The sequence below is a fragment of the Heliobacterium chlorum genome (genome assembly GCF_014502795.1).
Classification (GTDB): Bacteria; Bacillota; Desulfitobacteriia; order Heliobacteriales; family Heliobacteriaceae; genus Heliobacterium; species Heliobacterium chlorum.
Window position 1 is genome coordinate 22,397 of sequence record NZ_JACVHF010000006.1, and the last position, 23,281, is coordinate 45,677.

The following is a 23,281-nucleotide window of genomic DNA, read 5'->3' on the forward strand; positions in this document are numbered from 1 at the left end:
CGTAGCTGCCCCGCTCTTCGTCGCGGACGATGCGCCCATTTTCCAGGGCAATGACTCTGCGTCGCAGGCTATCGACGATATCCTTGGCATGGGTAGCCATGATGATCGTCGTACCGCGGCGGTTGATTTCTAAGAGCAGGTTCATAATTTCCGTGGCCGTCTCCGGGTCGAGGTTTCCCGTTGGTTCGTCAGCGATGATCAACATCGGTTCGTTGACGATGGCCCGGGCGATAGATACGCGCTGCTGTTCTCCACCAGATAATTGATGGGGCATGAGGTTGCCTTTTTTACCGAGTCCCACCATCTCCAACACCTGCGGTACGCGCTGGCGGATTCGCTTCGTCGGTGCTTCGACGATCTCCATGGCAAAGGCGATGTTGTCATATATAGTCTTATTCGGCAACAGACGAAAATCTTGAAAGACGACGCCGATTTGCCGGCGCAGGTAAGGAACCTCTCGTTCACGCATGCGGACGAGAGACTTTCCGTCAAAAAGGATTTGGCCGCGAGTCGGCGCTTCTTCGCGAAAGATCAATTTGATAAAGGTCGACTTTCCTGCTCCCGAAGGACCGACAAGAAAGACGAAACTTCCCTTTTGTATACGAACGTTTACGTCTACAAGGGCCTTTACCTCGTTGGAATACGTTTTTGAGACGTTAAACATCTGTATCATAAAAATAACAACCCCCATCAGGAGGTTGTTCGACAAAAAGATTCTATATCCTTTTTCCAATTTCGAGAAAATAGTGGATTCTGACGGTCTGTGTACGTTAAGAACGAACCATTTGTGGCAAATCGGGGTGTAATGACTCCGTTCGCTAAGGGCTCCACGGCTGTTCGCTCGGTCGCTTCGCGAGTGCGCCAAAACTCTGGGCTTTTCTGCGTGTTAACCGTGGCGCACTTTCCGCTTCGCAACGTTCGCTCTCGACGCCGTTCCGCCCAAAACGCTCACTTCGTCATTACACCCCTGATTCTACAATTATGTGTATTCGCCCTGTTGTACGCGTTGTTATTTTTTCCGACCGACGGCTTTTTTCGCTGCTGCGACGAGAGCCTCTTTTGTCAGGCCGTATTTTTCAAAGAGTTCATTCGGTTTACCCGATTCGCCGAAGGTATCCTTTAGGCCAACCCGTTCCAGCGGTGCCGGGTAGTGTTCGGCGAGTACTTCAGCGACGGCGGAACCGAGGCCGCCGATGATGGAGTGTTCTTCCGCTGTGACGACAGCACCGGTCCGTTGAACGCTCGCACAGATCGCCTCTGCGTCGATCGGTTTAATCGTGTGAATATTGAGCACTTCCGCCTCAATGCCTTCAGCGCTCAACAGCTCTGCCGCTTCCATCGCCATCGCGACCATCAAGCCGGCGGCGATAAAGGTCACATCCTTGCCGGAGCAAAGGGTTACGGCTTTACCCCATTCGAAGCGATAGTTCTCATCGTACAAGACCGGCACAGCCAGCCGGCCCAAACGGATGTAGACAGGCCCTGAGTATGAGGCTGCCCAGCGGATGACCGCTTCCGTCTCGATGCCATCTGCAGGGACGACGACGGTCATGTTGGGGATAGCCCGCATGAGGGCGATGTCTTCCACAGTCTGGTGGGAGGCACCGTCTTCCCCGACGGAGATCCCCGCATGGGTAGCGGCGATTTTGACGTTCAGTTTAGGGTAAGCGACAGAGTTGCGTATCTGTTCAAAGGCTCTCCCAGTGGCGAACATGGCAAAGGTGCTGGCAAAGGGGATTTTGCCGGCCGCAGCCAGACCGGCAGACACGCCGATGAGGTTCTGTTCGGCAATACCCATATCGAAAAACCGTTCCGGATATACTTTGGCAAAGTCAATCGTTTTGGTCGATTTGGCCAAATCAGCATCAAGTACGACGATGTCCTGGTTTTCGCCGCCCAGTTGGGCCAGGGCGCGTCCGTAGGCATCGCGGGTAGCGATTTTCGTCATCGATGGACCTCCCTTATTGCAGTTCCTTCAGCGCTTGTTGGGCTTGTTCGGCATTGGGCGCCGACCCGTGCCATCCCACCTGGTTTTCCATGAAGGAAACGCCTTTGCCCTTAACGGTGTGGGCCACAATGCAGGTAGGTCGTCCTTTTGTCGCCTTCGCTTGTTCGATCGCGTCGATGATCTGTTCGAAGGAATGGCCGTCGATCTCTAGGACGTTCCAGCCGAAAGCTTCGAACTTTTCTTTCACAGGAAGGCAAGACATGACTTTTTCTACGGGACCATCGATCTGGAGCTTGTTGAGGTCGACAAATGCTGTCAAGCGATCGAGCTTGTAATGGGCAGCCGCCATCGCTGCTTCCCATACTTGCCCTTCTTGGAGCTCTCCATCACCGAGGACAGCCCAGACGCGGGCATCACTCTTGTCCAATTCCAGAGCAAGGGCCATTCCGACGGCAGCCGAGATGCCTTGTCCCAGCGAACCGGTGGACATGTCCACACCGGGGACTTTCTTCATATCGGGGTGGCCTTGTAAAAAATGGCCGGTGCGGCGCAGATTCGGCAGTTCTTCCACCGGGAAGAAGCCTTTTTCAGCGAGGGCCGCATAGAGGACTGGGGCAGCGTGACCTTTGCTGAGAATGAAACGGTCACGACTAGGCCAACGAGGGTTTTGCGGATCTACACGCATCTCATGGAAAAAGAGCGCAGTCACTATATCGGTAGCAGACAGCGAACCGCCGGGATGACCGCTGCTGGCCCCGTGGGTCATGGAAATGATGTGGCGCCGGAGCTGCCTGGCGGTCTGTTCCAGGCGCTGCTGTAACGCTTGTTCCATAATGTTAACATTCCCCTCCTGTAAGACATCCTGTTAATATTCTGCACCTTTCAACCAATTCCCTGCATGAATTAGTGATTTGAGTGTAAAAAAAGCCAGGTTTTAACCTGGCTTTCCATCGAGAACCTATCGTGTTGCTAGCTTTCCATCTTTTTTAGGATTATATCGCTGGCTCTAATCGGAACATGTGAGTTCCTATGAGCATGACTGCTGTTTTACTGTGCGCTCTCTTGCTTGGACGCCCAGATCATATATGCCGAGACAAAATCGTCGATCTCGCCGTCCATCACATTATAGACAGCACCGACTTCGCAGTTCGTCCGGTGATCTTTGACGAGGTTATAGGGGTGAAAGACGTAAGAACGAATTTGGCTGCCAAAGGCGATATCCTGTTGATCCCCTTTGAGCCGGTTCACTTCGTCGGCTTGTTCCTGCCGCTGCCGTTCAAAAAGCTTCGCTTGCAACATCCGCATAGCCGTCGCACGGTTTTGAATCTGAGAACGCTCGCTTTGGCAGGCGACGACGATGCCCGTCGGTATGTGCGTGATGCGCACGGCTGACTCGGTCTTGTTGACGTGCTGACCACCGGCACCGCTAGCGCGGAAAGTGTCCACTTTTAAGTCTTCTGCATTGATCTGGATGTTGATATCGTCACTCACTTCAGGCAAGACTTCGACAGAGGCAAAAGAGGTGTGACGGCGCCCGGACGCATCGAAAGGGGAAATGCGCACCAGCCGGTGAACACCCATTTCGCCTTTTAGATAGCCGTAGGCGTTTTCTCCGGAAAAGGACAAGGTCGCCGATTTCATACCTGCTTCATCGCCAGCTAAGGAATCGAGGATGTCAACTTTATATCCCTTTTTCTCACCCCAGCGAATGTACATGCGCATGAGCATCTCGTTCCAGTCCATGGCCTCAGTTCCGCCGGCACCGGCATGCAGGGTGACGAGAGCGTTGTTGCGGTCATAGGGTCCGTTAAGCAATAACTGAAGATGCCAGCGATCCAGTTCCGCTTGGATTCCCTGGATACCCTCTTCAATTTCTTGAAGAATATCGGGGTCTTCTTCTTCTGCTCCCAACTCCCGCAGGACACCGAGATCTTCCCATTTCTGATAGAGATCGTGAAAGGACTTGACTTTGTCTTTCAATCCCGTCAGTTCCTGCATCGTCTTTTGGGCCAGTTCTTGGTCCTCCCAAAAGGTCGGGTCCGTGATCATCAGCTCTAGTTCAGCGATCCGCTCTTCCTTGACAGACAAGTCAAAGAGAAGCCCTCAGATCTTCCAGCCCGGTCTCCAAGGCCGTTAATTCCCGTTTTACGTCGGAATATAACATGTAACACCGTTCCCTTATTCAAAGTTACCATCGCTCATACTTTATGAGCAGCTATTATGTCGGTTCCATAGCAATGGGATGCAATTGAATGGACAATTCCCAATAAATCTTTGAGCGGCATAGATCAGATTATGCTCTAACGCCGCTCAAAGCTAACTTTTATTTTGCTTCGCGTATCTCCTTACGAAGCTCATGGATGTCCGCCTCGTGCCGGTAACCAATTAAGGCAATTCCGGCAACCGTCTTTTCAAGACGATACAACGAGCCTTCAAACTCATTCATGCTCTCATTCATTTTCTTTATTTCTGCTGTGGATGTTTGTAAATTGGTTTCTATGGCTCTAGTCACGCTATAAAGTTCATCTTGTCGCTGCTTTACTCCATTTACCTGATCTTTAACCCCATTGAGTTCGCTTTTAATTCCTTTGACGTCAATTTTAACACCATTGACATCGATTTTAACCCCGGTTAGTTCACTCTTAATCTCATCGATATCACTTTTTATCTCATTGACATCACTCTTGAGGTCCCGTATTTCAGCCAGGATTTGTAGGAGCAGCTTTTCACTCATGAACATTCACTCCCTAGAAAGAGCCTACCCCTTTTTCTGCCCGCAACACTTCTTATACTTTTTCCCGCTGCCGCAGGGGCACAGGTCGTTCCGGCCCGTTTGCGGTTCCCCTTTCACAGGCTGTTGCGGTTCGTCGTCATACCGGTTTTCATGAGCTTTTTTCAGGAGCAATTCTTCCTCCGTGGCCTGCGGCTGCTGGACAACCACGTTGACCCGGTAGATATAGCGCAGGAACGTTTCCTGGATGTTCGTGATCATGTCGTTGAACATGTTAAAGGCTTCGTATTTATATTCCACGAGGGGGTCCTTTTGACCGTAAGCCCGCAGACCGATGCCGTGGCGAAGGTGATCCATCGCATCGAGATGGTCCATCCAGTTCTCGTCGACGATACGCAGCAGGATGATTCGTTCCAGTTCACGGAGCGTCTCTTCCCCAAGTTCACGCTCACGCCGTTCGTAACTCTCTTGGGCTTTCTCTTGGAAAAAGTCGAGGATATCTTCCTTTTCCATATCCAAGAGCTCTTCCTGATCGATCACTTCTTCGATGGAAAAGAGTTCTTTTGCGTAGGCGACCATAGCCGGGAGATCCCAGTTCTCGACGTATTTTTCTTCTCCGGCAAACCGTTCGATCATGCTGGAGACGAGCTTGTCGATAAAGTCTTGGACCGTTTCCTTGAGATTTTCCCCAGCCAACACTTTGCGCCGCTGTTCATAGATGACGGTCCGTTGCTGGTTCATCACGTCGTCATATTTGAGCACGTGTTTACGGATATCAAAGTTGCGCGCTTCTACCCGGCGCTGGGCGTTTTCGATCGCCCGGGTGATCATCCCCGATTCGATAGGCATGGAATCGTCCATGCCAAGTCGATCCATCAACCCTTGAATGTTCTCGGCACCGAAGAGGCGCATCAGGTCATCTTCCAAGGAGACGTAGAAACGGCTTTTACCAGGGTCGCCCTGACGTCCGGAACGGCCGCGAAGCTGGTTGTCGATCCGGCGAGCCTCGTGCCGCTCGGTACCGATCACAAACAAGCCGCCCGCTTCAGGTACGCCTTCACCTAAGATGATGTCTGTCCCCCGGCCGGCCATGTTCGTGGCGATGGTGACCATGCCCCGCTGCCCGGCGTTTTTAATGATTTCCGCTTCTTTTTCATGATATTTGGCGTTCAAGACTTGGTGAGGAACACCGCGCCGTTTCAGTTTATCGGAAAGGTGTTCCGATTTTTCGATAGAGACGGTACCGACGAGAATCGGCTGTCCCTTTTGGTGAGCCTCAATGATGTCTTCGACGACAGCGTTGAACTTGCCTTCCTCAGTCCGGTAGACCACATCAGGCACGTCTTCCCTGACGACCGGTTTGTTCGTCGGGATGGCCACGACGTCCATCTTGTAGATCTCGATAAATTCTTCTTCTTCCGTCCGCGCTGTACCGGTCATACCGGACAGTTTGTTATACATGCGGAAGTAGTTCTGCAGCGTGATGGTGGCCAAGGTTTGGGACTCGTTCTGAATCACCAGACCTTCTTTCGCTTCGATAGCTTGGTGCAAGCCTTCCGAGTAGCGGCGACCAAACATCATACGGCCGGTGAATTCATCGACGATGATGACTTCGCCGTCTTTGACGACATAATCCTTATCCCGCTTCATCAAGCCATAGGCCTTTAGGCCGCAGTTGACATGATGAGCCCATTCCATGTTATCGGCTAAGTTGTCGATGCCGAGGATTTTCTCGACTTTCTCGACCCCTTCTTCGGTCAGCGTTACCGAGTGGGCTTTTTCGTCGACTTTATAGTCTTCTTCTTTTTTCAAACGGGGAATTAGCCGAGCCACGGTGTAGTATTTCTCAGTCGGTTTATCGGCAGGACCGGAGATGATCAACGGTGTCCGGGCTTCGTCGACTAAGATCGAGTCCACTTCGTCGACGATGGCAAAATTCAGTTCCCGCTGGACCATATGGTGAGGCTGGTTCACCATGTTATCCCGCAGGTAGTCGAAACCGAACTCGTTGTTCGTACCGTAGGTGATATCGGCAGCATAAGACTCTCTGCGCTGGGCAAAATCAAGTCCATGGACGATCAGGCCGACCTTCAGACCGAGGAATCGATGGATCTGGCCCATCATCTCGGCATCCCGGCGGGCCAGGTAGTCGTTGACGGTGACGACGTGGACGCCTCGACCGGTCAACCCGTTCAGATAGGAAGGCAAGGTGGCGACGAGCGTCTTCCCTTCACCGGTCTTCATCTCAGCGATACGCCCCTGGTGAAGGACCATGCCGCCGATCAGCTGGACATCAAAATGGCGCATACCGGTGACACGTTTAGAGGCTTCACGGACAGTAGCGAAGGCTTCTGGAAGTAGGCTGTCCAAACTCTCGCCATTCTCAATACGTTGGCGGAACTCTACAGTTTTGTATTGAAGCGCTGCATCGTCGAGCCTTGTAAATTCGGGCTCCCACGAGTTGATCTGATCGACGATCTTTTTAAGCTTACGAACTTCTTTCGCGTTATCATCGAGCAATTTCTTTAAAAACCCAAACAAAGATAATAACTCCTTTCAAAGGCGCGTTGCGTCAACCTATATTCTATCACCCTGCTGCGGGCAGATGCAATGGAAGGGAAAAAGAACCATAGAAAAAGAGTGCACGAGGCACTCTTTTTAGAATCCGGTATATTCTTTTGTACTGTCAATCCTCTTCTTGCTGGTAAATATCAGTCAAACTCCGGTTCAATCAGACCGTAGTTGCCGTCTTTCCGGAGGTAGACCACATTGACCTGCTCCGTCTCGGCGTTGGCAAAGACGAAGAAGTTGTGACCGATCAGATTCATCTGCATGACCGCTTCGTCTACGTCCATCGGTTTGAAGGCAAACCGTTTCGAACGGACGATCTTCGGTTCGTGCGCTTCTGCACGGCTCTCGATAGCAAATTCCTTAAATCCATGGCCCTTCAGCTTGCGGGAAAGGCGCGTTTTATGGGCATCAATCTGCTTTTCCAGCTTCTCAAAGACCAGATCGATCGATGCATACATGTCGGGATGGGATTCTTCCGCCCGCAGGATCAGGTCACCGGCAGGGACCGTCACCTCGACTTTGGACATATCCCCTTCGACAGATAAGGTCGCGCGGGCACCGCCCAGGGTGTTGAAGTACTTTTCGAGTTTGGAGAGTCGTTTGACCACATACTCACGTAGGGCATTGGTGACTTCAATGTTTTTTCCGCGAACTTGGATGTTCATCAGGCATCAGCTCCTTCGCGTAGTAACCGGTTCTTGTAGTATTATTCCCTAGAGGGCTCGGAAATTCCTGCCTGGATCAAAGAAAATAGTGCGGAATGTTCGAATTATCTCATAATCGCAGTTCCAAGGCCTGAAGCGTTTCCTCGACTTGGTCTAAAATTAACGCTGTCCGCCTGCCAATCTCCTTAAAAAACAGTTCAGCCCGGGTTAAGTCTTGTCCGATCGCTTCTCGTTCATTCGTCGGATTCTGAAGAGCCAGCGATTGTTCGATCATGCCTTGTACCGGCCGGAAGGCTAAACGCAAGAAGTCCATCGAGAACTTGTTTCCCTCGATGCGTTGCTGTATTTGCTCCAGTTTCTTATAGTATCGGAGAAACCGGTCTGTTACATCCATTTTGCTGTGAACGAACCGGCGATGGCTAGTTACCAGTTCCTCCCCTTTGCGGCATTCAGCAGCGATCGTCTGCAGATGAGTTCGCAGCTTGCCCAGTTCACCAGCGGCAGGCCTCACCACCCGTTCCAGTTCACCGACACCTTTTATAAAGGCTTCGTGAGTCGTTAATTCGAAGCGGCTGCGATCGATAATAGACGGAAGATCTCCCATGACTTCGACCAAGGGACGATTGGGCACACCGGGGATACCGATGCCCCCTTCGGTCGCATTGATGTAGGTACGATCTGCGTGCACTGTGATGAACCACTCAAACCACTCGCGAAAAGCCATCAATATAGATTGTGTGTATATCTTTTCTCCGAATATATCCTCAGTTTCAATTAGATTCTTATCATTGATGTCGACGACACCACGTCTGTTGTCATACCCGCTGAAATGGGTGACTTGATTCGTTAAGGCCAAATCCTGACCGGCAAAGACGATGGGGTTGCATCCCAACTGATAGGCCAGGTTCAATCCCATGTTGGCTACTGAACCACCCACATTCACGATGGATTGTGTAATATCGACATGCGTCTCCAGCACATTGTAGACAGGCTTTTTGTCTGCACCGAAAAGGACAAAATGTTTTCCTCCCCCCCGGTAGGACTGAAGGATGAAAGGATAGGTCGTCGCATCGAAGACCAAGGGAACTTCATCATTAGGCAAATCTTTGAAATAATTTAGATTGGCCGGATCACCATCGATGATCACTACAAAATTGGGCCGTATCCCCCTTTGCAACAATGCACGCAACGTTGGCGATGTAGCGATAATCACCCCGCGAACGGCGAACTCGGCCAATTGATCGATATTCTTCTCCAAGGAAGGACCGGCTGCGACAATGACGGCAGGAACATTCTCAAATCGCCCAAAAAGATGCCTAACCGGTGCTGCTTCTAATACTTTCGGTAGGTTACGCAAAAAATTCAACGTCCAGGTAAGATCAAAAAAGTGCTCCGTATTGACTTCAATCTGCTGAGATTCAAAATACTCCTTTAGATATTGACTGACGTCACGGTAGTATTCATCGAAAAGCATGGTCAGGTGATTAAATTCATATAACTGTGCCGTCAATGAATCCCATGAAGAAAAGTTCATATTGTACATCATCGGCCGAACCGATGTAACATCCATCGCGATGGCATAACGAAAGCGCGGATCAGACAATAGGACTCGTAAATCCACCGTCCAGAGAGCCAACCAAAAAACGTCGATCGATTGTTCAAAAACGAGAACCTTAGCCCGTTGCGGGATAATCTGACGCAGCACCTGTAAGGGATAACCGAGACCAAACCCAAAAATGACATAGGCACTCGCAGGATCTCCCATGACTTCGGACACCCATTTTCGGGCTTCTGCTTGGGGATCTTCCTTCGAATGCAGATAACATTCATAATCGTCCACAGAAAAAGCTAAGGTGAGGTCACCAGAGGGAGTCGGTTCGACACGAAAAGGTTGATTTAGCGGCGGCTTATATTGAGCCATGTGTTCGGCCAAAGGACGCTGCACAGTCGCTAAGGCCTGAATATTTCCCTGAAATATCTGTTCATTGAGAAACTTTGTATAGGCGGGGGGTACGAAAGTCATGGTGCTTTCCTCCCTTACTATTCCCTGAAAAAAGGCATGTCCGGGCAGATAAATAAAAAGGGCGCCCTATCTTTCGGCGCCCTCATTATACCTCAACTTGCTGCAACAAGAATATTATCATTACAAAACTTACAGGACTTTACTTAAGAATGACTGGGTTCGCTCATGACGGGGGTTGCCAAAAATCTGTTCCGGTGCCCCTTGTTCGACGATCACGCCTTCATCCATAAAAATCACCCGATCGCCCACTTCTCGAGCAAAGCCCATTTCATGGGTGACTACGACCATGGTCATTCCTTCGCGGGCTAAATCCTTCATGACATTTAATACTTCGCCGACCATCTCCGGGTCGAGCGCCGATGTGGGCTCGTCAAAAAGCATGATCTTCGGCTTCATCGCTAAGGCACGCGCGATAGCGACCCGCTGCTGCTGTCCGCCAGACAATTGTTCGGGATAAGCCGTCTCCTTTTCCGATAATCCCACCTTGGCCAAAAGGCTCCGCCCTAACGCTTCTGCCTCGTTTTTGGTCATCTTTCTCACTTGTACCGGAGCGAGGGTGATGTTCTGCAGAACCGTCATATGGGGAAAGAGGTTAAATCGCTGAAAGACCATACCCACTTCTGCCCGTACCCGGTTGATATCGGTCTCTTTATGAGTCAGGTGAATCCCTTCGACCTGGATTTCGCCTTCTGTCGCTTCTTCCAGGTGATTGATACAGCGAAGCAAAGTGCTTTTTCCCGATCCAGAAGGACCTATGATACAGACCACTTCCCGCTCATTTACGGTAAGATCGACACCTCGCAAGACGTGCAGTGAGCCGAATTTTTTATGCAACCCTTTGATTTCAATCATGCCAGAAAGCTCCTTTTTCGGCTAATCAACGGTGGTTTTGCACACCGAGTTTTACCTCGTACCAAGCCACCAACCGAGTAAATATAAGCGTCAAAACCAAGTATATAGCCGCAACCGGAAGCCAGGCCTCCCAAACACGAGCGGTCGCACCGGCGACGGTCCGCCCCGCCATAGCTAATTCGGGCAGCGATATGACCGAAACCAGCGATGAATCCTTGAGCATAGCGATAAACTCATTGCCGAGGGGTGGAATAATCCGGCGGAACGCTTGAGGCAGAATGACGAATCGCATCGCTTGCGCATAACTCATCCCCAGGGAACGGGAGGCTTCCATCTGCCCTTTATCGATCGACTGAATCCCCGCTCGGAAGATTTCTGCCACATACGCACCGGAGTTGATACTCAAAGCAATCAGGCCCGATGTCATGGCTTGCAAAGAGAAGCCTAGCAGTTTCGGCGCACCAAAGTGAACGATGAAAATCTGCACCAGCAAGGGCGTCCCACGGATGACATCCGTATAAATGGTAGCCAACCAGCGAACAGGAGTCATTTTCGTCATACGAGCCAAAGCGACGATCAGTCCAATGAGCGTACCTACTGTGACCGAGATCGCCGTGACTTTCACAGTGGTCCATCCGCCTGCCAGGAACATATCCGCATAATCTAAGACGATTTGCCAGCGAAAATCCATGATTAGAACCGGCTCCTCCACTTCTGTAATTACAAGGAAATGGGCGCCACAGGTGGTTTCCTGAGACGCCCATCCTCAACCTAAGGATTACGGTAGGTTTGTTCAACCAAGTTAAGCAAAAGTCTAAAAGACACTTACTAAAGAGAGTTTTTTATCGATAAGGCTGGCTTATTTACCCAGGTACTTTTCAGAGATTTCTTTGACCTTGCCATTTTTCTCTAACTTATCGAGAGCCCCGTTCACTTGATTCAGCAGTTCCGAATTTCCTTTTTGAACGGCGATCCCATATTCCTCTTTTTCAAAGCTGGCATCATCGAGCAGTACCAGTTTGGCTGAAGGGTTGTTCTTCAAGAAGAGTTGGACGACAGGCTTATCGGCGACAACGGCTTCTACGTCGCCATTGATCAAGCTGTTCAAAGCGGTCGGCGTCGTATCATAACGGGCAATTTTCGGGCTCTTCGCTCCCAGCAGCTTCTCGACGACATCTTGACCGGTCGTAGCGTTTTGAACACCCACTTTACGGTCTTTCAAGTCGGCAAAGGCTTTAACGGGCGAACCTTCTTTTACAGCGATCGCTTGTACAGCCACGAAGTAGGGCTTGGAGAAATCGACCGATTGCTTGCGCTTATCGTTGATCGTCATGGCGGAGATGAGCATATCCACATTGTTGTTTACCAGGGACGCAATAATCCCATCAAAAGGCGTATCGACGAATTGCACGTCCGCATTGATCTCTTTGCCAATCTCTTTGACTAAATCGATGTCAAATCCTACGATTTCCCCTTTTTCATTTTTCCATTCAAAGGGGGCATAAGCGGCGTCTGTGGCGACACGGATAACCTTTTTCGGAGTTTCCTTACTTGTTTGCGCAGGTTGGCTGCCACATCCGGCTACAGCCGTCAGTAACCCTAAACAAAGAATGCCAGCGATACTGTTTCTTATCCACTTCTTCAACGATAACGTCCCCCTTAATTCGACAAAATACAACATATTTCAGCGTAATTATACAACTCGGTGCATGAAAGGACAAGCATTGATTTTATAAAGAAAAAAGCCTGCGCAGGCAGGCTAAAAAATTTACATGCTTATTGGGTTTAGTTGATCGCGATGATCCGCTCCAAGGACTCCTCTACAATACTATAATATTTATTCACCATCTGATCGATTGTTTGATATAGAATCCGGCTCGTCTCTGCCGCTTTTTTCCCTGATATAGATTCTTCTTCATCAACCATGACATCGGCACGACGGAAAAAAGCATAGTAGTGCCATTGAAAAGGCGATGCTAACAACCAATTGATTTTTGTAAACTGTTTCAGCTCCTGATCAATGCTATCTAAATCATCGAGAATTTGGCCTATCTCTTTTTGGAATACAGGAGAGTCATAGTCATCATAGAGTTTCCACATCTGTTTGGTGAGCTCCAGACCTTTTTTACACAGCTCCTTTGCCTTATCCATTTCTTCAAGAACTATTCGTAAATCATCGATCATCGGTTCTTTTTCTTCAATCAGAGGGCCTCTGTTTTGCATTTCCTGAATTCTTTTACGAGACTCCTCTATCAATCGAGGATCGTTACTCAGTTCAGGGATATTCTCTAATCGTACTTCTGGCGCACCTTTGATCGATAATCCGCCAATACTGGCATTATATACTTTTGTATTGGGGAAAAGCTCAAAGTATGTTTCAAACTGCTCTTTAAAGATAATAAAAGGGCCCGTCGTATTTACAGCTTCCCCATACATGTTCACCACGGAGATAAGTTTTCCGCCTTGCTCTTCTTTTTTTCGCAGAGCGGTCCCCTCTGCATGGGTAAATCCATCGACATAGCATAAATCCTGACCAACGAAGATCACCGGGTTACAACCCATTTGTCTTGCAAAGTGATAAGACACGTGAGCGACAGAGGGACCTGATTCAATCACATTACGTTCGAATAAATCCGGAGGAAACAAAGGTTTGTATATTCCCCTTGTAAAATTGATCATTCTGGGTCCGATATAAGAGTCGGAGATTTCCCAATAGGTCGTGAAGTCAAAAATAAGTGGTGCTTTACACTGAACGCCTTCAAAGTGACGATGGTTAAGCTTGGATCCGTCTATGGCAACGACAAAATCGGGCTCAATTCCCGCTTGTAAGAGGGGCCTCATAGCTGTATCGACAGCGATTAGAATAGCGTGGGCTTTCCACTTTTGGAGTTCCGGTAACACCTTACTTAGACTCGGTCCGGCTGCTACAACGATCGCTGGAATTCCTTCGAACTTTCCAAACAGATTCCCTGCACCTGGCGCATTGAAGGCATGGGGAAGATTTCTCAAAACATTTTCGACCCAATAATCAGAAAAGAATAATATCGTGTGCAATTGAGTAGCAAGACGTTTAATAACAGCGAGTATTTCCTTCGCTATTTCCTGATAAAAAGGCTCATCCCACTTTTTCACCGGCGTATAATCAACTAACCGCACCGATTCAAGATGATAAATATCAAGCCAATCGCCAATCGTTTTCGGATAATCCTTTGCTGGAGAACCAAAAAGCAGCTTAACTTTATTGCTCTCTATAATCGATGTCCAATCGTTGATAGACAAGGAATAAACGAAGTATTCTATCCTGGATTCAAAGGCAATAATAAGCCCTTCCGTATCCTTTTGTCGACACAAGTCCAACAGATGGTATCCCAGACCAATACCCATCAGAAAGATATGATCGACTTTGCCCTGTTTTTCCTTATCGTAACCGCGAAGTTTTTCAGCAGCCCAATCCTCCGCCTCGCGGCTCGAATCATACTGGCTGTGCAAGAAAATCTTCTTTCCCTCATGCTGCCTAACTAAGGTATATCCCCGGCGTTTGCAAGGTAGAAAGTGTGTATCTTCCGCAAGGGCTCGCTCCCGCAAGGCATCAAGGGTGACCCCATGATGTTGGGCCATTTCGGTTAACTGTTCGAACAGGTCGATTCGATATTGCTTCAGATGATCCAGATTCTTTTTCCAAAGGCTCTCTGTTATCGTTCCGATAAAATTTTCATCAGTCACTTGTTCAGACATACCTGTCAACCTCTTAGAGTTTCTTTAAACTGGATCATTTGTTCAGAAAACCACTCATAAAGGTTTTCTAGTGACGGTACAAGTTCGTACTCGATGAGATCTGCCAGCGATGTATGATCCTGGTCCGACCACGCCTGCTCTAATTCAACGAGGACTGTCTTTAGAGTCTCCAGCACGTCAATATTCTCCGATTGCAATAGCACAGGCACACCGTTCACGACTGCCTGCACCCATTCCAACCCTTCAAGGGACTGGGACAATCGTTCTATCCCCTCGTTTTCTTTCCCTTGCCGTAAAAATTCTGCCACTTCCCCTAGTCCTTCTACCAATCGGGGCAAGTATTCGGTACCTGATTCTGCAATTTCATTAAACAATTTATTCAAACTTCCGAAACCCTCCTACCCTTGGTGGTTAAATAGCTTAGGATTCGCATCGACATAGGCCCCGTACCTTGATACCCCTTGATAATCGGAGGATAACTGCCGATATTCCCCGAGCAAACGCCCTCTGAGTACCATCATTCGTTCAAGGATTTTAGCATCTTTTACCGCGATTGATCTGATCAGTGCATCTAAAATTACTGACAAGCTCTTCTGTTTCCTAGTGGGATCATCTAGCGTATTTCTTAATTGGTTCAAATCTAAAAGCTGAGCCAACAAAATCTCTCGCTGCTCTAGGGTTTTGTTTATCCAATCAATGTCGTCAAATTCTGCCTTTTCGAAAGCGGCTATAACAGAATCTGTCGTCTTTTCGGCCTTGCGGAGTAATTGAATCATCTCAAGAAGAACTTGAGAAAGTAAGTCATTCGATGACATTATCGGCCTCCGGAGAACGATTGCGACTTTGAAAGCTTGGCTGCTTCATCCCAGGTATTCCTTAAAACAGTTAGCATATCAACAACCTCAAGAATGATCTTCGTCTCCTTTTTTATGTTCGCTTGAACGAGTTGCTGATAAAAGAAATCGTAGAGCTTTTTTAGCTGTTTAGAGATTTCATAGTCCATATTCAATGTAACCATCAGTTCCACAACGATATTTTGAGCTTTTAGCAGCTTTTCATGGGCGTCATTGAAATCCTTCGTCTCAATCGCTTTTACCGCTTGTTGAAGAAAGCGGATGGCCCCATCGTATAACATAATCAGAAGCTTCTCCGGGGCCGCCGTCTGAACGGTTGTGTTCCGATATTGTGCCAATGCAGCCTGCTGTTGGTGGTAGTTCTCCGTCATCATATAAGAAACCATCTCCCAGAATTATCTATTATTACGAAAGCATGGAGGTAAAGGAGGATGTCTGCGATTTTAGCTTCGACAAGGCCGCTTCCATGGCCGTAAACTTACGTGTATAAGTCTCTTTTTTCATCTCTAAACGCTTGTTCAGCGCATCAATATCGTCGTCGATTTGACTGATTTCATTGGCAATACTGCCGTCGCTGCCGATTACAGCGTCGAGGGATCCCCCACTCTTGGTTATCCCGTTCGTATAGAATTTGAAGCGCGACGCATAACCCGCCTCGTAATCACTCTGTGGATTATAGGAATAGTAGATGTTTTTGATGTAGTTCCCTGTACCGGGGTCAGTGCCCAGCTTTAATATGCCACTAGTCAAATCAATTGTAAATTCTCCCGCTGCCGGCGTACCCGTTACATAATTCAGGCTCGCGATAGATGTACCGGAACCATCCGTAATTGAAAGCGAGGTTGGGAAGGAATTAGCATACAAGTTTTTCTTAGCCAACTGGTAATCGGTTTTTCCCGCTGTTGTCGGACCCACCTGTTCATCAGCCACTTGTACTTTTTGAGTTTGGAACAAAGCCATCACACCGCTGAGATTTGTCGAAATTGCTTCTTTCAACTTATCTTCATCGATACTCAGCTGACCACTTTTTCCTCCGTCGTCAGTGTATTTCTTCCCGGTAATCCCTATATCGGATAGGCTGTTCATCTCTGCCGGCATTCCGGCAATATTTGAGGAAACCATACGGCGCAAATTAGTGTAAGCGTCCCGTACTACCGATTCTGACTTAAGCAAGCCTTTCTTTAAGTCGTCAGTGCTTTGGGGATCGGTAACTTTCTTCTCGGACAGCTTACCGTAAAGGTAATCCACCGTTGAGTTGTACGTGCTTACAAAATCTTTGATATTCTGCAAAATCTTGTCCTGATCGGGATTAATCGTGATATACGAGGTAGCCCCGCTCTTCAACAAAGAGATATCCATGCCGTTAAACGTAACCGCATTGCTTGAACTGGACATGTCGACATCGTTAATTTTGTATTGTGCGTTCGTACCCGCTTGAGTAAGGGCGGTATAGTCTAAGGGATTACTAGGGTCGTTTCCTAACATAAGATGCAGAAAATTCCCTTGTGACGGGTCTTCTTCAAGTTTAACCGTTTGGTCTGCTCCAGTCTTTTCGGATGTAAAGCTGATCGATCCTTTTCCCGTGGAACTGTCATAGGCATAAAATGCGGTTACGCCTGTTGCCCCTTTGTTAATCTTATTGATAATAGATTGGACTGAGTCTGAAGTGGTATAGCTTATCGTATAGCCGTTTATTTTGAAAAATCCACTCTGGAAGGCCCCTGCGGCGGGGGTAAGATCTGAGAGGGCACGTTTTTCTCCCCCGTCAGTTCCGGCCGTTACAGTGTAATCACCGGTAGTGTTCAGACCCATAGCCGCTAAAAAGTTTGAACTATCGTTGGCGGTTGTACTGACGGTAATCTTACCCGAGCTACCTGCTGTTTTTTGGGTTAAGACCATCTTATGATTCGTATCATCCCAAGAAGCGGTTACCCCAGCTGCCGAGTCATTGATCTTGTTCAATACAGTGTTAATCGAGTCGGTGCCTTCGATGATGCTGATGCTCACGCCATTTATAGTGAGCTTTCCGCTCTTCACCTGATCAAGTCCAGTGGGATCACCGGAAGCATAATTGCTAAATACTTTTGTGACGTCTACCGAAGGGACGAGTGCTTTTCCCGTTAACGTTGCCGATGTAGCTGGTTGCAAAAATGTGATGTTGTCATACGAAACCCGTGTACTCGTAGCCAAAGAGGACACTTGAAGTTTATAGGAACCCGGTACGGCATTGGTTCCCGGTTTAACTGTAGCTACAGAGGTGTCACTAGAGGTACCCGTCGTCGCCGAAAAACCGGTAGTTCTGTATAGGGCTTCGGCCTTGTCGCGAAGGGAATTCATCTTCAACTTAAATTCAGTATAGGCATCTTTCCGAAACTGCAACGTTTGCTTTTTTGACTGTAATTGGGTCAATGGTTTCGATTCTACGGCCATCAATTGATCAATGATGGATTGCGTATCCAAACCGGATACGATACCGCCTAGTTGTATGCTGCCGCTCATAATGATTCCTCCCTGACAGATTCAATCATTTACACTCGTTTATCCACTAACAACCCAGCTACTTCCTCTAAGGCTGCCGCGAAATCGAGTAGTTTTTTCGGTGGGATCTCCTTAATTACTTTATCGTTTTTATCGTCGATGATCTGAACCATGATTTGCCCTGTTTTTTCATGAACAGAAAATTTTAAATGAGAGTTAAATTGCTCAAGGGTATCGTTGATTTGTTGGACCATTTTTTTTACTTTTTGTTCGCTGTCAAGTGACGGTTTGAATGATATATTTCCTTCACCGAGATTCTCTTTATCCCCGTCGGCTAACAAAGCTTTATTTGCCTCAAGTATGATGTCGTTCTCTCTTACACTTGAATTCGTAACATTTACCTGATTAGTCTTTACACTGAGCCGATTTCCATCGGTGTGAATCTCCATTTTGGTCACTCTCCTTTTAGATACATTACCATGAGGCATTTCAGTCGAATGTTAAAAAAGGCCAACCGGTCGGTACCGGTCGGCCTTTTTGAGTTGGAGAAATTAACGGAGTAAGGAAAGAACTGATTGCGGTTTTTGGTTGGCTTGGGCAAGCATAGAAGTGCCTGCTTGAGACAGAATTTGTGTACGGGTGAAGTTGGTCATTTCCTTAGCCATGTCGACGTCCCGGATTTGTGATTCGGCAGCTTGCAGGTTCTCGCCAGCGACGTTCAAGTTAGCAATAGTGTGCTCAAGACGGTTTTGCCATGCACCCAATTGGGCACGTTGCGTCGATACACTTTTAATAGCCGTATCGAGCGTGGTAATCGCGTTTTCTGCTTTAGAGGCGTTTGACACGGAGATGGCGTTAACTTGCAGCGAACCACCGGCACCAGCGGTAAACTTCCCAATGGTCAGTGTCATGACTTGACCGCTGTTCGCCCCGATGAGAAGGATTTTGTTAGTGAAGGAACCGTTTAACAGGTTCTGTTTGTTGAACTCGGTGGTTTTACCGATCCGGGTCAGTTCTTTTTGAAGTTCGCCAATTTCGGTAGCGATAGCCGAACGGTCTTCACTTACGTTCGTGTCGTTAGATGCTTGCACGGACAGTTCACGCATGCGCTGCAGAATCGAGTGGGTTTCGTTCAGGGCACCTTCCGCCGTCTGAATCAGCGAGATGCCGTCTTGGGCGTTCCGCACAGCCTGGTTGAGACCGTTGATCTGACCGCGCATTTTTTCCGAGATGGCCAGACCAGCTGCATCGTCACCAGCACGGTTAATCCGCAGGCCCGAAGAGAGTTTTTCCAGAGACTTGTTCATCGAGAAGTTGGTGATGCCTAATTGACGTTGGGCGTTGATGGAGCTTAGGTTGTGGTTAACAATCATGGAAACCATTCCTCCCTGATTTTTCTCAGGCCTTCCATGGCCTTACATTTTTATTATCGAGAGGAATGGAAATAAATTTAGCCGTATATTTACTTGTTTGAAGCCAAATACGCCCAAAATTTTGGCTAGTAAATAAATGTCATTGGTTTTCTCCTGTTTAACGAATATTTAACCATTTTGCAGCCTTATTTACGAGCCATTTTGAAAAACATAGTCAAAAAGGCGGCCGGTAGATTTCCGGCCGCCTTTTTGTTTAGGATTATCGAAGTAAGGAAAGCACTGATTGGGGCTTCTGGTTTGCTTGAGCGAGCATCGACGTACCTGCTTGAGAAAGAATCTGCGATCGGGTGAAGCTGGTCATTTCCTTAGCCATATCGACATCACGGATTTGAGATTCAGCTGCTTGCAGGTTTTCACTAGATACGTTCAAGTTAGCCACAGTGTGTTCCAGGCGGTTCTGCCAGGCACCTAACTGGGCTCGTTGAGTAGAGACACTTTTAATGGCACTATCAAGTGTAGTGATCGCAGCTTGAGCAGAACCATCGCTCATCACACTAATTCCGGTGACTGCTAAACCGCCACCACCTGCCGTAAACTTTCCGATGGTCATCGTCATGATTTGACCGCTGTTCGCTCCGATGAGGAGCGTCTTCGCAGCGAAGGAGCCGTCTAATAGAGCCTGTTTGTTGAACTGAGTAGTCTTGCCGATTCGAGTCAGTTCCTTCTGCAGCTCTGACAATTCCGTTGTAATTGCAGCACGATCTTCGGTGACGTTCGTATCGTTGGAAGCTTGAACGGCAAGTTCCCGCATCCGTTGCAGAATCGAATGGGTCTCATTAAGAGCACCTTCAGCCGTCTGAATTAAAGAAATTCCGTCTTGGGCGTTACGGGTGGCCTGGTTTAAGCCGTTAATCTGACCACGCATTTTTTCCGAGATGGCAAGACCTGCGGCGTCGTCGCCAGCACGGTTGATGCGCAAACCAGAGCTAAGCTTTTCCAGGGATTTGCTCATAGCACCGTCGGTAATACCAAGTTGACGCTGGGCATTCAAGGAACTGATGTTGTGGTTGATAATCATCTTGCATTCCTCCATGACTGTTTATCTGACCATCCATGGTCGGCTTAATTTAAGGGTGTGATAAGATTAGCGAAGCAAGGAAAGAACCGATTGAGGTTTTTGGTTTGCCTGAGCTAGCATCGATGTGCCTGCTTGGGAAAGAATCTGCGAACGGGTGAAGCTGGTCATTTCCTTCGCCATGTCAACGTCTCGAATCTGAGATTCAGCGGCTTGCAGGTTCTCGCCAGCGACGTTCAAGTTTGCAATCGTATGTTCTAAGCGGTTCTGCCAAGCACCAAGTTGAGCACGTTGTGTCGATACACTTTTAATAGCCGTATCGAGCGTGGTAATCGCGTTTTCTGCTTTAGAGGCGTTTGACACGGAGATGGCGTTAACTTGCAGCGAACCACCGGCACCAGCGGTAAACTTCCCAATGGTCAGTGTCATGATTTGACCGCTGTTCGCCCCGATGAGAAGGACTTTGCCAGTGAAGGAACCGTTTAACAGGTTCTGTTTGTTGAACTGGGTCGTTTTGCCGATCCGGGTCAATTCAGACTGCAGTTCGGTGATTTCCGTTTTGATGGCTGAACGGTCTTCAGTGACGTTCGTGTCGTTAGAAGCTTGAACGGCCAGTTCCCGCATCCGCTGTAAAATCGAATGGGTTTCATTGAGGGCGCCTTCAGCCGTCTGGATCAAGGAAATGCCATCTTGGGCGTTCCGAGTAGCTTGATTTAACCCGTTGATTTGCCCGCGCATTTTTTCGGAGATAGCCAGACCGGCCGCATCGTCCCCAGCACGGTTGATCCGCAGACCCGAACTGAGTTTTTCCAGCGACTTGTTCATGGCACCGTCAGTAATACCCAGCTGACGCTGCGCATTGAGGGAGCTGATGTTGTGGTTGATGATCATTTTTACATTCCTCCATGATTTTTAGTAGACCATCCTTGGTCTTCTTGTTATTGGAGCGGAGCGTAACTGTTTACACAATTTTTATCGACACACAGCCACAATTAATTAATCATTGAAATTAGCCTTTTTAGCCGATTTAATTCGTTTTTCGACATATCTTGGGCTTTTTCTTGGTTATCCACCCATATCTTAATATTTTTAAAAATCAAAAACCATCCCATTGAAAAAATGGAATGGTTTGGGTTTAGCTTATTAGTTTTCAAGTTTTGCTATCCGGTTACAAGCCGGTAGATAATCATAAGCGGCCGATTGCCGGTAGTAATCTAAGGCCTTGCTTCGATCGCCCAGGCTTTCGTAGAATACACCCAGGTTATAGAGCGGGAGAAAAGTCCCTGTTCCGATGACACTGTCATACTTCCTTGTCTCACCTAATTCGAGACAGGTCCGGTAGGATTGTTCGATTAGTGGGAACAGGTGTACATATTTTTGGATGTCTGTAAAAATCAGTTCCATGTAAAAGAGTCCACAGGCAAAGTGGAAATCGGGGTAATCCGCTAAAATAGTTTTCTCATTGGCAATGACTTCAAGTCCTATTTTAAAGTTTTTCGTGTTTAATAGGTTATATAAATAATTTACGACTAGAGATGGTCGATAAATCTCTTGAACACTGATTTGTTGATAACACTTTTCAAAATAGGGCTCTGCCGTATCATACCGCTTATTCAATCGGTATTGTTTCCCTACTTGGTATAAGGTGTACGGGTCCGATGGGTTTTCATCGAGCATCGTCAACAGTATCGTCAAGTTTCTTTCTGTTTTGTCCGTCTGGAAGTACCCCTCGTGGTGCAGATCGATCTCGGTATTAAAGCGAGGTAAATCGGATATGACCTGCTCATGAACTCTCCCCTCGTAATAAGCCCCGCGAGGAAAAAGGCGGGAAATGAAATCTTGGGAATAGCGAATCTCTTCCCCTTGCAAAAACTTATTCATTCTCCGAACGCGCCCTATCGCATGCATGGTGTTCATGTAGCGGTCAAAGAGCTTTCGTTCGCCCTTAATCACTGTCTCATCAGCATCTAAGACCAAGATCCAATCACCCGTACAATTTTGCAGCGAAACATTCCGGGCTTTGGAAAAATCATTTTCCCAGGTGTAATCATAAATCTTCGCCCCATAGGAGCGAGCGATCTCTTTGGTGTCATCGGAAGATCCTGTATCAACAATCACAATTTCATCTACGATCCCTTTGACACTGGACAGACAGTTCGATAAGTTTTTCGATTCATTTTTGACAATCATCGCTAAGGACAGTCTTTTCATTCTCGTATGTTCCTTTATTCACTTCCAGGACTCGTCGGCAAGCCTTCTAGAAACGGAAGTATCTCTTCAGGTTTTGACGTCACTACGGAGGCCCGGTTTGCCCGCTCGATCGATTCCAGGACCTCTTTGCGCATTACACGGACACTCTTAGGGGCGGTTATGCCGATTTTGACTTGATCTCCCCGTACATCGAGCACAACAATTTCGATCTCTTCCCCGATCAGTAAGGACTCCCCATTTTTGCGTGTAAGAACTAGCATGTATTAACGTCCCCTTCCAGCCTCTGCCGAGGTCCGAGAGTTCGTCGGGTCGACTTTTTCCCCGTTCAGCCAGTGCCGTGTCGTGTACTGATCGTTTTCCAAGATCACTTGTTTCGCTAGCCGCTTTTTTACATTGATCACTACAGGAGCTTTTAAATTAATGGTGCTTTCTTGGATTCGTTCGGCCGGCGTCAGGATAAGAAGGATGAAGGCGTCCTCTTCTTTTTCCAATAAGAGATCTCGTAAATCCTTTTCCGTCAGTTCGACTTCATACTTCGATAATAACCGAAAGGGCTCACAGGCAATAAACCGCAACAGGGGATTGTCCGCACTTTGTAAAAAATAAAAAGGAGCTTTTCCATCCAATGGAACCAGAAGGAAACTCCTTTCTTCTTCAAACCCCGGAATCCCCCGTTCAAAACGGATGACACCATTTCCATTTATCTCTGGCGTATCGATGATATCGTTTTGAACTTGCAAAGCAAGTACCTCCCTTTCTCCATTC

At 48.0% G+C, this 23,281-nt stretch carries 22 protein-coding genes and 1 pseudogene; all 23 read right to left on the bottom strand.

Annotated features, from left to right (window positions below; all coding sequences use genetic code 11):
• Nucleotide 1 precedes the first annotated feature (1 nt).
• Nucleotides 2-673 (bottom strand): annotated as a pseudogene (gene ftsE / locus H1S01_RS07945) (cell division ATP-binding protein FtsE); the annotation flags it as partial.
• A 336-nt stretch (nucleotides 674-1,009) separates the two neighbouring features.
• Nucleotides 1,010-1,948 carry a transketolase family protein gene (locus H1S01_RS07950; RefSeq protein WP_188039560.1) on the bottom strand — a complete coding sequence of 313 codons (939 nt, stop codon included), beginning with the start codon at nucleotides 1,946-1,948 and terminating at the stop codon, nucleotides 1,010-1,012.
• A 13-nt stretch (nucleotides 1,949-1,961) separates the two neighbouring features.
• Nucleotides 1,962-2,780: a transketolase gene (locus H1S01_RS07955; protein WP_188039561.1), complete on the bottom strand. Its 819-nt coding sequence runs from the start codon at nucleotides 2,778-2,780 to the stop codon at nucleotides 1,962-1,964.
• 215 nt (nucleotides 2,781-2,995) lie between these two features.
• Nucleotides 2,996-4,112 (bottom strand): peptide chain release factor 2 gene (gene prfB / locus H1S01_RS07960; protein ID WP_188039562.1). Its coding sequence is split into 2 segments (ribosomal slippage): nucleotides 2,996-4,039 and nucleotides 4,041-4,112, totalling 1,116 coding nucleotides; the frame shifts between segments, so codons are not numbered across the junction.
• A 159-nt stretch (nucleotides 4,113-4,271) separates the two neighbouring features.
• Entirely contained in the window at nucleotides 4,272-4,682 is a 411-nt protein-coding gene (locus tag H1S01_RS07965; RefSeq protein ID WP_188039563.1) for a hypothetical protein, read from the bottom strand.
• A 24-nt stretch (nucleotides 4,683-4,706) separates the two neighbouring features.
• On the bottom strand, nucleotides 4,707-7,220 hold the full coding sequence (gene secA, locus H1S01_RS07970) for a preprotein translocase subunit SecA (RefSeq protein ID WP_188039564.1): 2,514 nt from the start codon (nucleotides 7,218-7,220) through the stop codon (nucleotides 4,707-4,709).
• A 170-nt stretch (nucleotides 7,221-7,390) separates the two neighbouring features.
• Nucleotides 7,391-7,915, bottom strand: a complete 525-nt coding sequence (gene hpf / locus H1S01_RS07975; protein WP_188039565.1) for a ribosome hibernation-promoting factor, HPF/YfiA family — start codon at nucleotides 7,913-7,915, stop codon at nucleotides 7,391-7,393.
• A 109-nt stretch (nucleotides 7,916-8,024) separates the two neighbouring features.
• A complete protein-coding gene (locus H1S01_RS07980; RefSeq protein WP_188039566.1) occupies nucleotides 8,025-9,938 on the bottom strand; it encodes a motility associated factor glycosyltransferase family protein in 1,914 nt (637 codons plus the stop codon).
• Between the two features lie 129 nt (nucleotides 9,939-10,067).
• Entirely contained in the window at nucleotides 10,068-10,790 is a 723-nt protein-coding gene (locus H1S01_RS07985) for an amino acid ABC transporter ATP-binding protein (RefSeq protein WP_188039567.1), read from the bottom strand.
• Nucleotides 10,791-10,815: 25 nt separating this feature from the next.
• Nucleotides 10,816-11,481 carry an amino acid ABC transporter permease gene (locus tag H1S01_RS07990; protein ID WP_188039568.1) on the bottom strand — a complete coding sequence of 222 codons (666 nt, stop codon included), beginning with the start codon at nucleotides 11,479-11,481 and terminating at the stop codon, nucleotides 10,816-10,818.
• 168 nt (nucleotides 11,482-11,649) lie between these two features.
• Complete coding sequence (locus H1S01_RS07995) at nucleotides 11,650-12,435, bottom strand: basic amino acid ABC transporter substrate-binding protein (protein WP_188039569.1); 786 nt, start codon at nucleotides 12,433-12,435, stop codon at nucleotides 11,650-11,652.
• 140 nt (nucleotides 12,436-12,575) lie between these two features.
• Nucleotides 12,576-14,525 carry a motility associated factor glycosyltransferase family protein gene (locus tag H1S01_RS08000; RefSeq protein WP_188039570.1) on the bottom strand — a complete coding sequence of 650 codons (1,950 nt, stop codon included), beginning with the start codon at nucleotides 14,523-14,525 and terminating at the stop codon, nucleotides 12,576-12,578.
• A gap of 5 nt (nucleotides 14,526-14,530) precedes the next feature.
• Complete coding sequence (locus H1S01_RS08005) at nucleotides 14,531-14,908, bottom strand: DUF8042 domain-containing protein (RefSeq protein ID WP_188039571.1); 378 nt, start codon at nucleotides 14,906-14,908, stop codon at nucleotides 14,531-14,533.
• Nucleotides 14,909-14,923: 15 nt separating this feature from the next.
• Complete coding sequence (locus H1S01_RS08010; protein ID WP_188039572.1) at nucleotides 14,924-15,340, bottom strand: hypothetical protein; 417 nt, start codon at nucleotides 15,338-15,340, stop codon at nucleotides 14,924-14,926.
• Nucleotides 15,340-15,753 carry a flagellar export chaperone FliS gene (gene fliS / locus H1S01_RS08015; protein ID WP_243237147.1) on the bottom strand — a complete coding sequence of 138 codons (414 nt, stop codon included), beginning with the start codon at nucleotides 15,751-15,753 and terminating at the stop codon, nucleotides 15,340-15,342. Before fliS ends, H1S01_RS08010 begins: the two co-directional genes overlap by 1 nt.
• A gap of 31 nt (nucleotides 15,754-15,784) precedes the next feature.
• On the bottom strand, nucleotides 15,785-17,878 hold the full coding sequence (gene fliD, locus H1S01_RS08020) for a flagellar filament capping protein FliD (protein ID WP_188039573.1): 2,094 nt from the start codon (nucleotides 17,876-17,878) through the stop codon (nucleotides 15,785-15,787).
• A gap of 29 nt (nucleotides 17,879-17,907) precedes the next feature.
• Complete coding sequence (locus tag H1S01_RS08025; RefSeq protein WP_188039574.1) at nucleotides 17,908-18,306, bottom strand: flagellar protein FlaG; 399 nt, start codon at nucleotides 18,304-18,306, stop codon at nucleotides 17,908-17,910.
• A 102-nt stretch (nucleotides 18,307-18,408) separates the two neighbouring features.
• Nucleotides 18,409-19,230 (bottom strand): flagellin N-terminal helical domain-containing protein, encoded by an 822-nt coding sequence (locus tag H1S01_RS08030; RefSeq protein WP_188039575.1) that lies wholly within the window; start codon nucleotides 19,228-19,230, stop codon nucleotides 18,409-18,411.
• Between the two features lie 259 nt (nucleotides 19,231-19,489).
• Nucleotides 19,490-20,308, bottom strand: a complete 819-nt coding sequence (locus tag H1S01_RS08035; protein ID WP_188039576.1) for a flagellin N-terminal helical domain-containing protein — start codon at nucleotides 20,306-20,308, stop codon at nucleotides 19,490-19,492.
• Nucleotides 20,309-20,374: 66 nt separating this feature from the next.
• On the bottom strand, nucleotides 20,375-21,196 hold the full coding sequence (locus H1S01_RS08040; RefSeq protein ID WP_188039577.1) for a flagellin N-terminal helical domain-containing protein: 822 nt from the start codon (nucleotides 21,194-21,196) through the stop codon (nucleotides 20,375-20,377).
• Nucleotides 21,197-21,448: 252 nt separating this feature from the next.
• A complete protein-coding gene (locus H1S01_RS08045) occupies nucleotides 21,449-22,516 on the bottom strand; it encodes a glycosyltransferase (RefSeq protein WP_188039578.1) in 1,068 nt (355 codons plus the stop codon).
• Between the two features lie 14 nt (nucleotides 22,517-22,530).
• On the bottom strand, nucleotides 22,531-22,776 hold the full coding sequence (csrA, locus tag H1S01_RS08050) for a carbon storage regulator CsrA (protein ID WP_188039579.1): 246 nt from the start codon (nucleotides 22,774-22,776) through the stop codon (nucleotides 22,531-22,533).
• A gap of 3 nt (nucleotides 22,777-22,779) precedes the next feature.
• Nucleotides 22,780-23,256, bottom strand: coding sequence for a flagellar assembly protein FliW (gene fliW / locus H1S01_RS08055; protein WP_188039580.1), 477 nt, complete (start codon nucleotides 23,254-23,256; stop codon nucleotides 22,780-22,782).
• Between the last annotated feature and the right edge of the window lie 25 nt (nucleotides 23,257-23,281).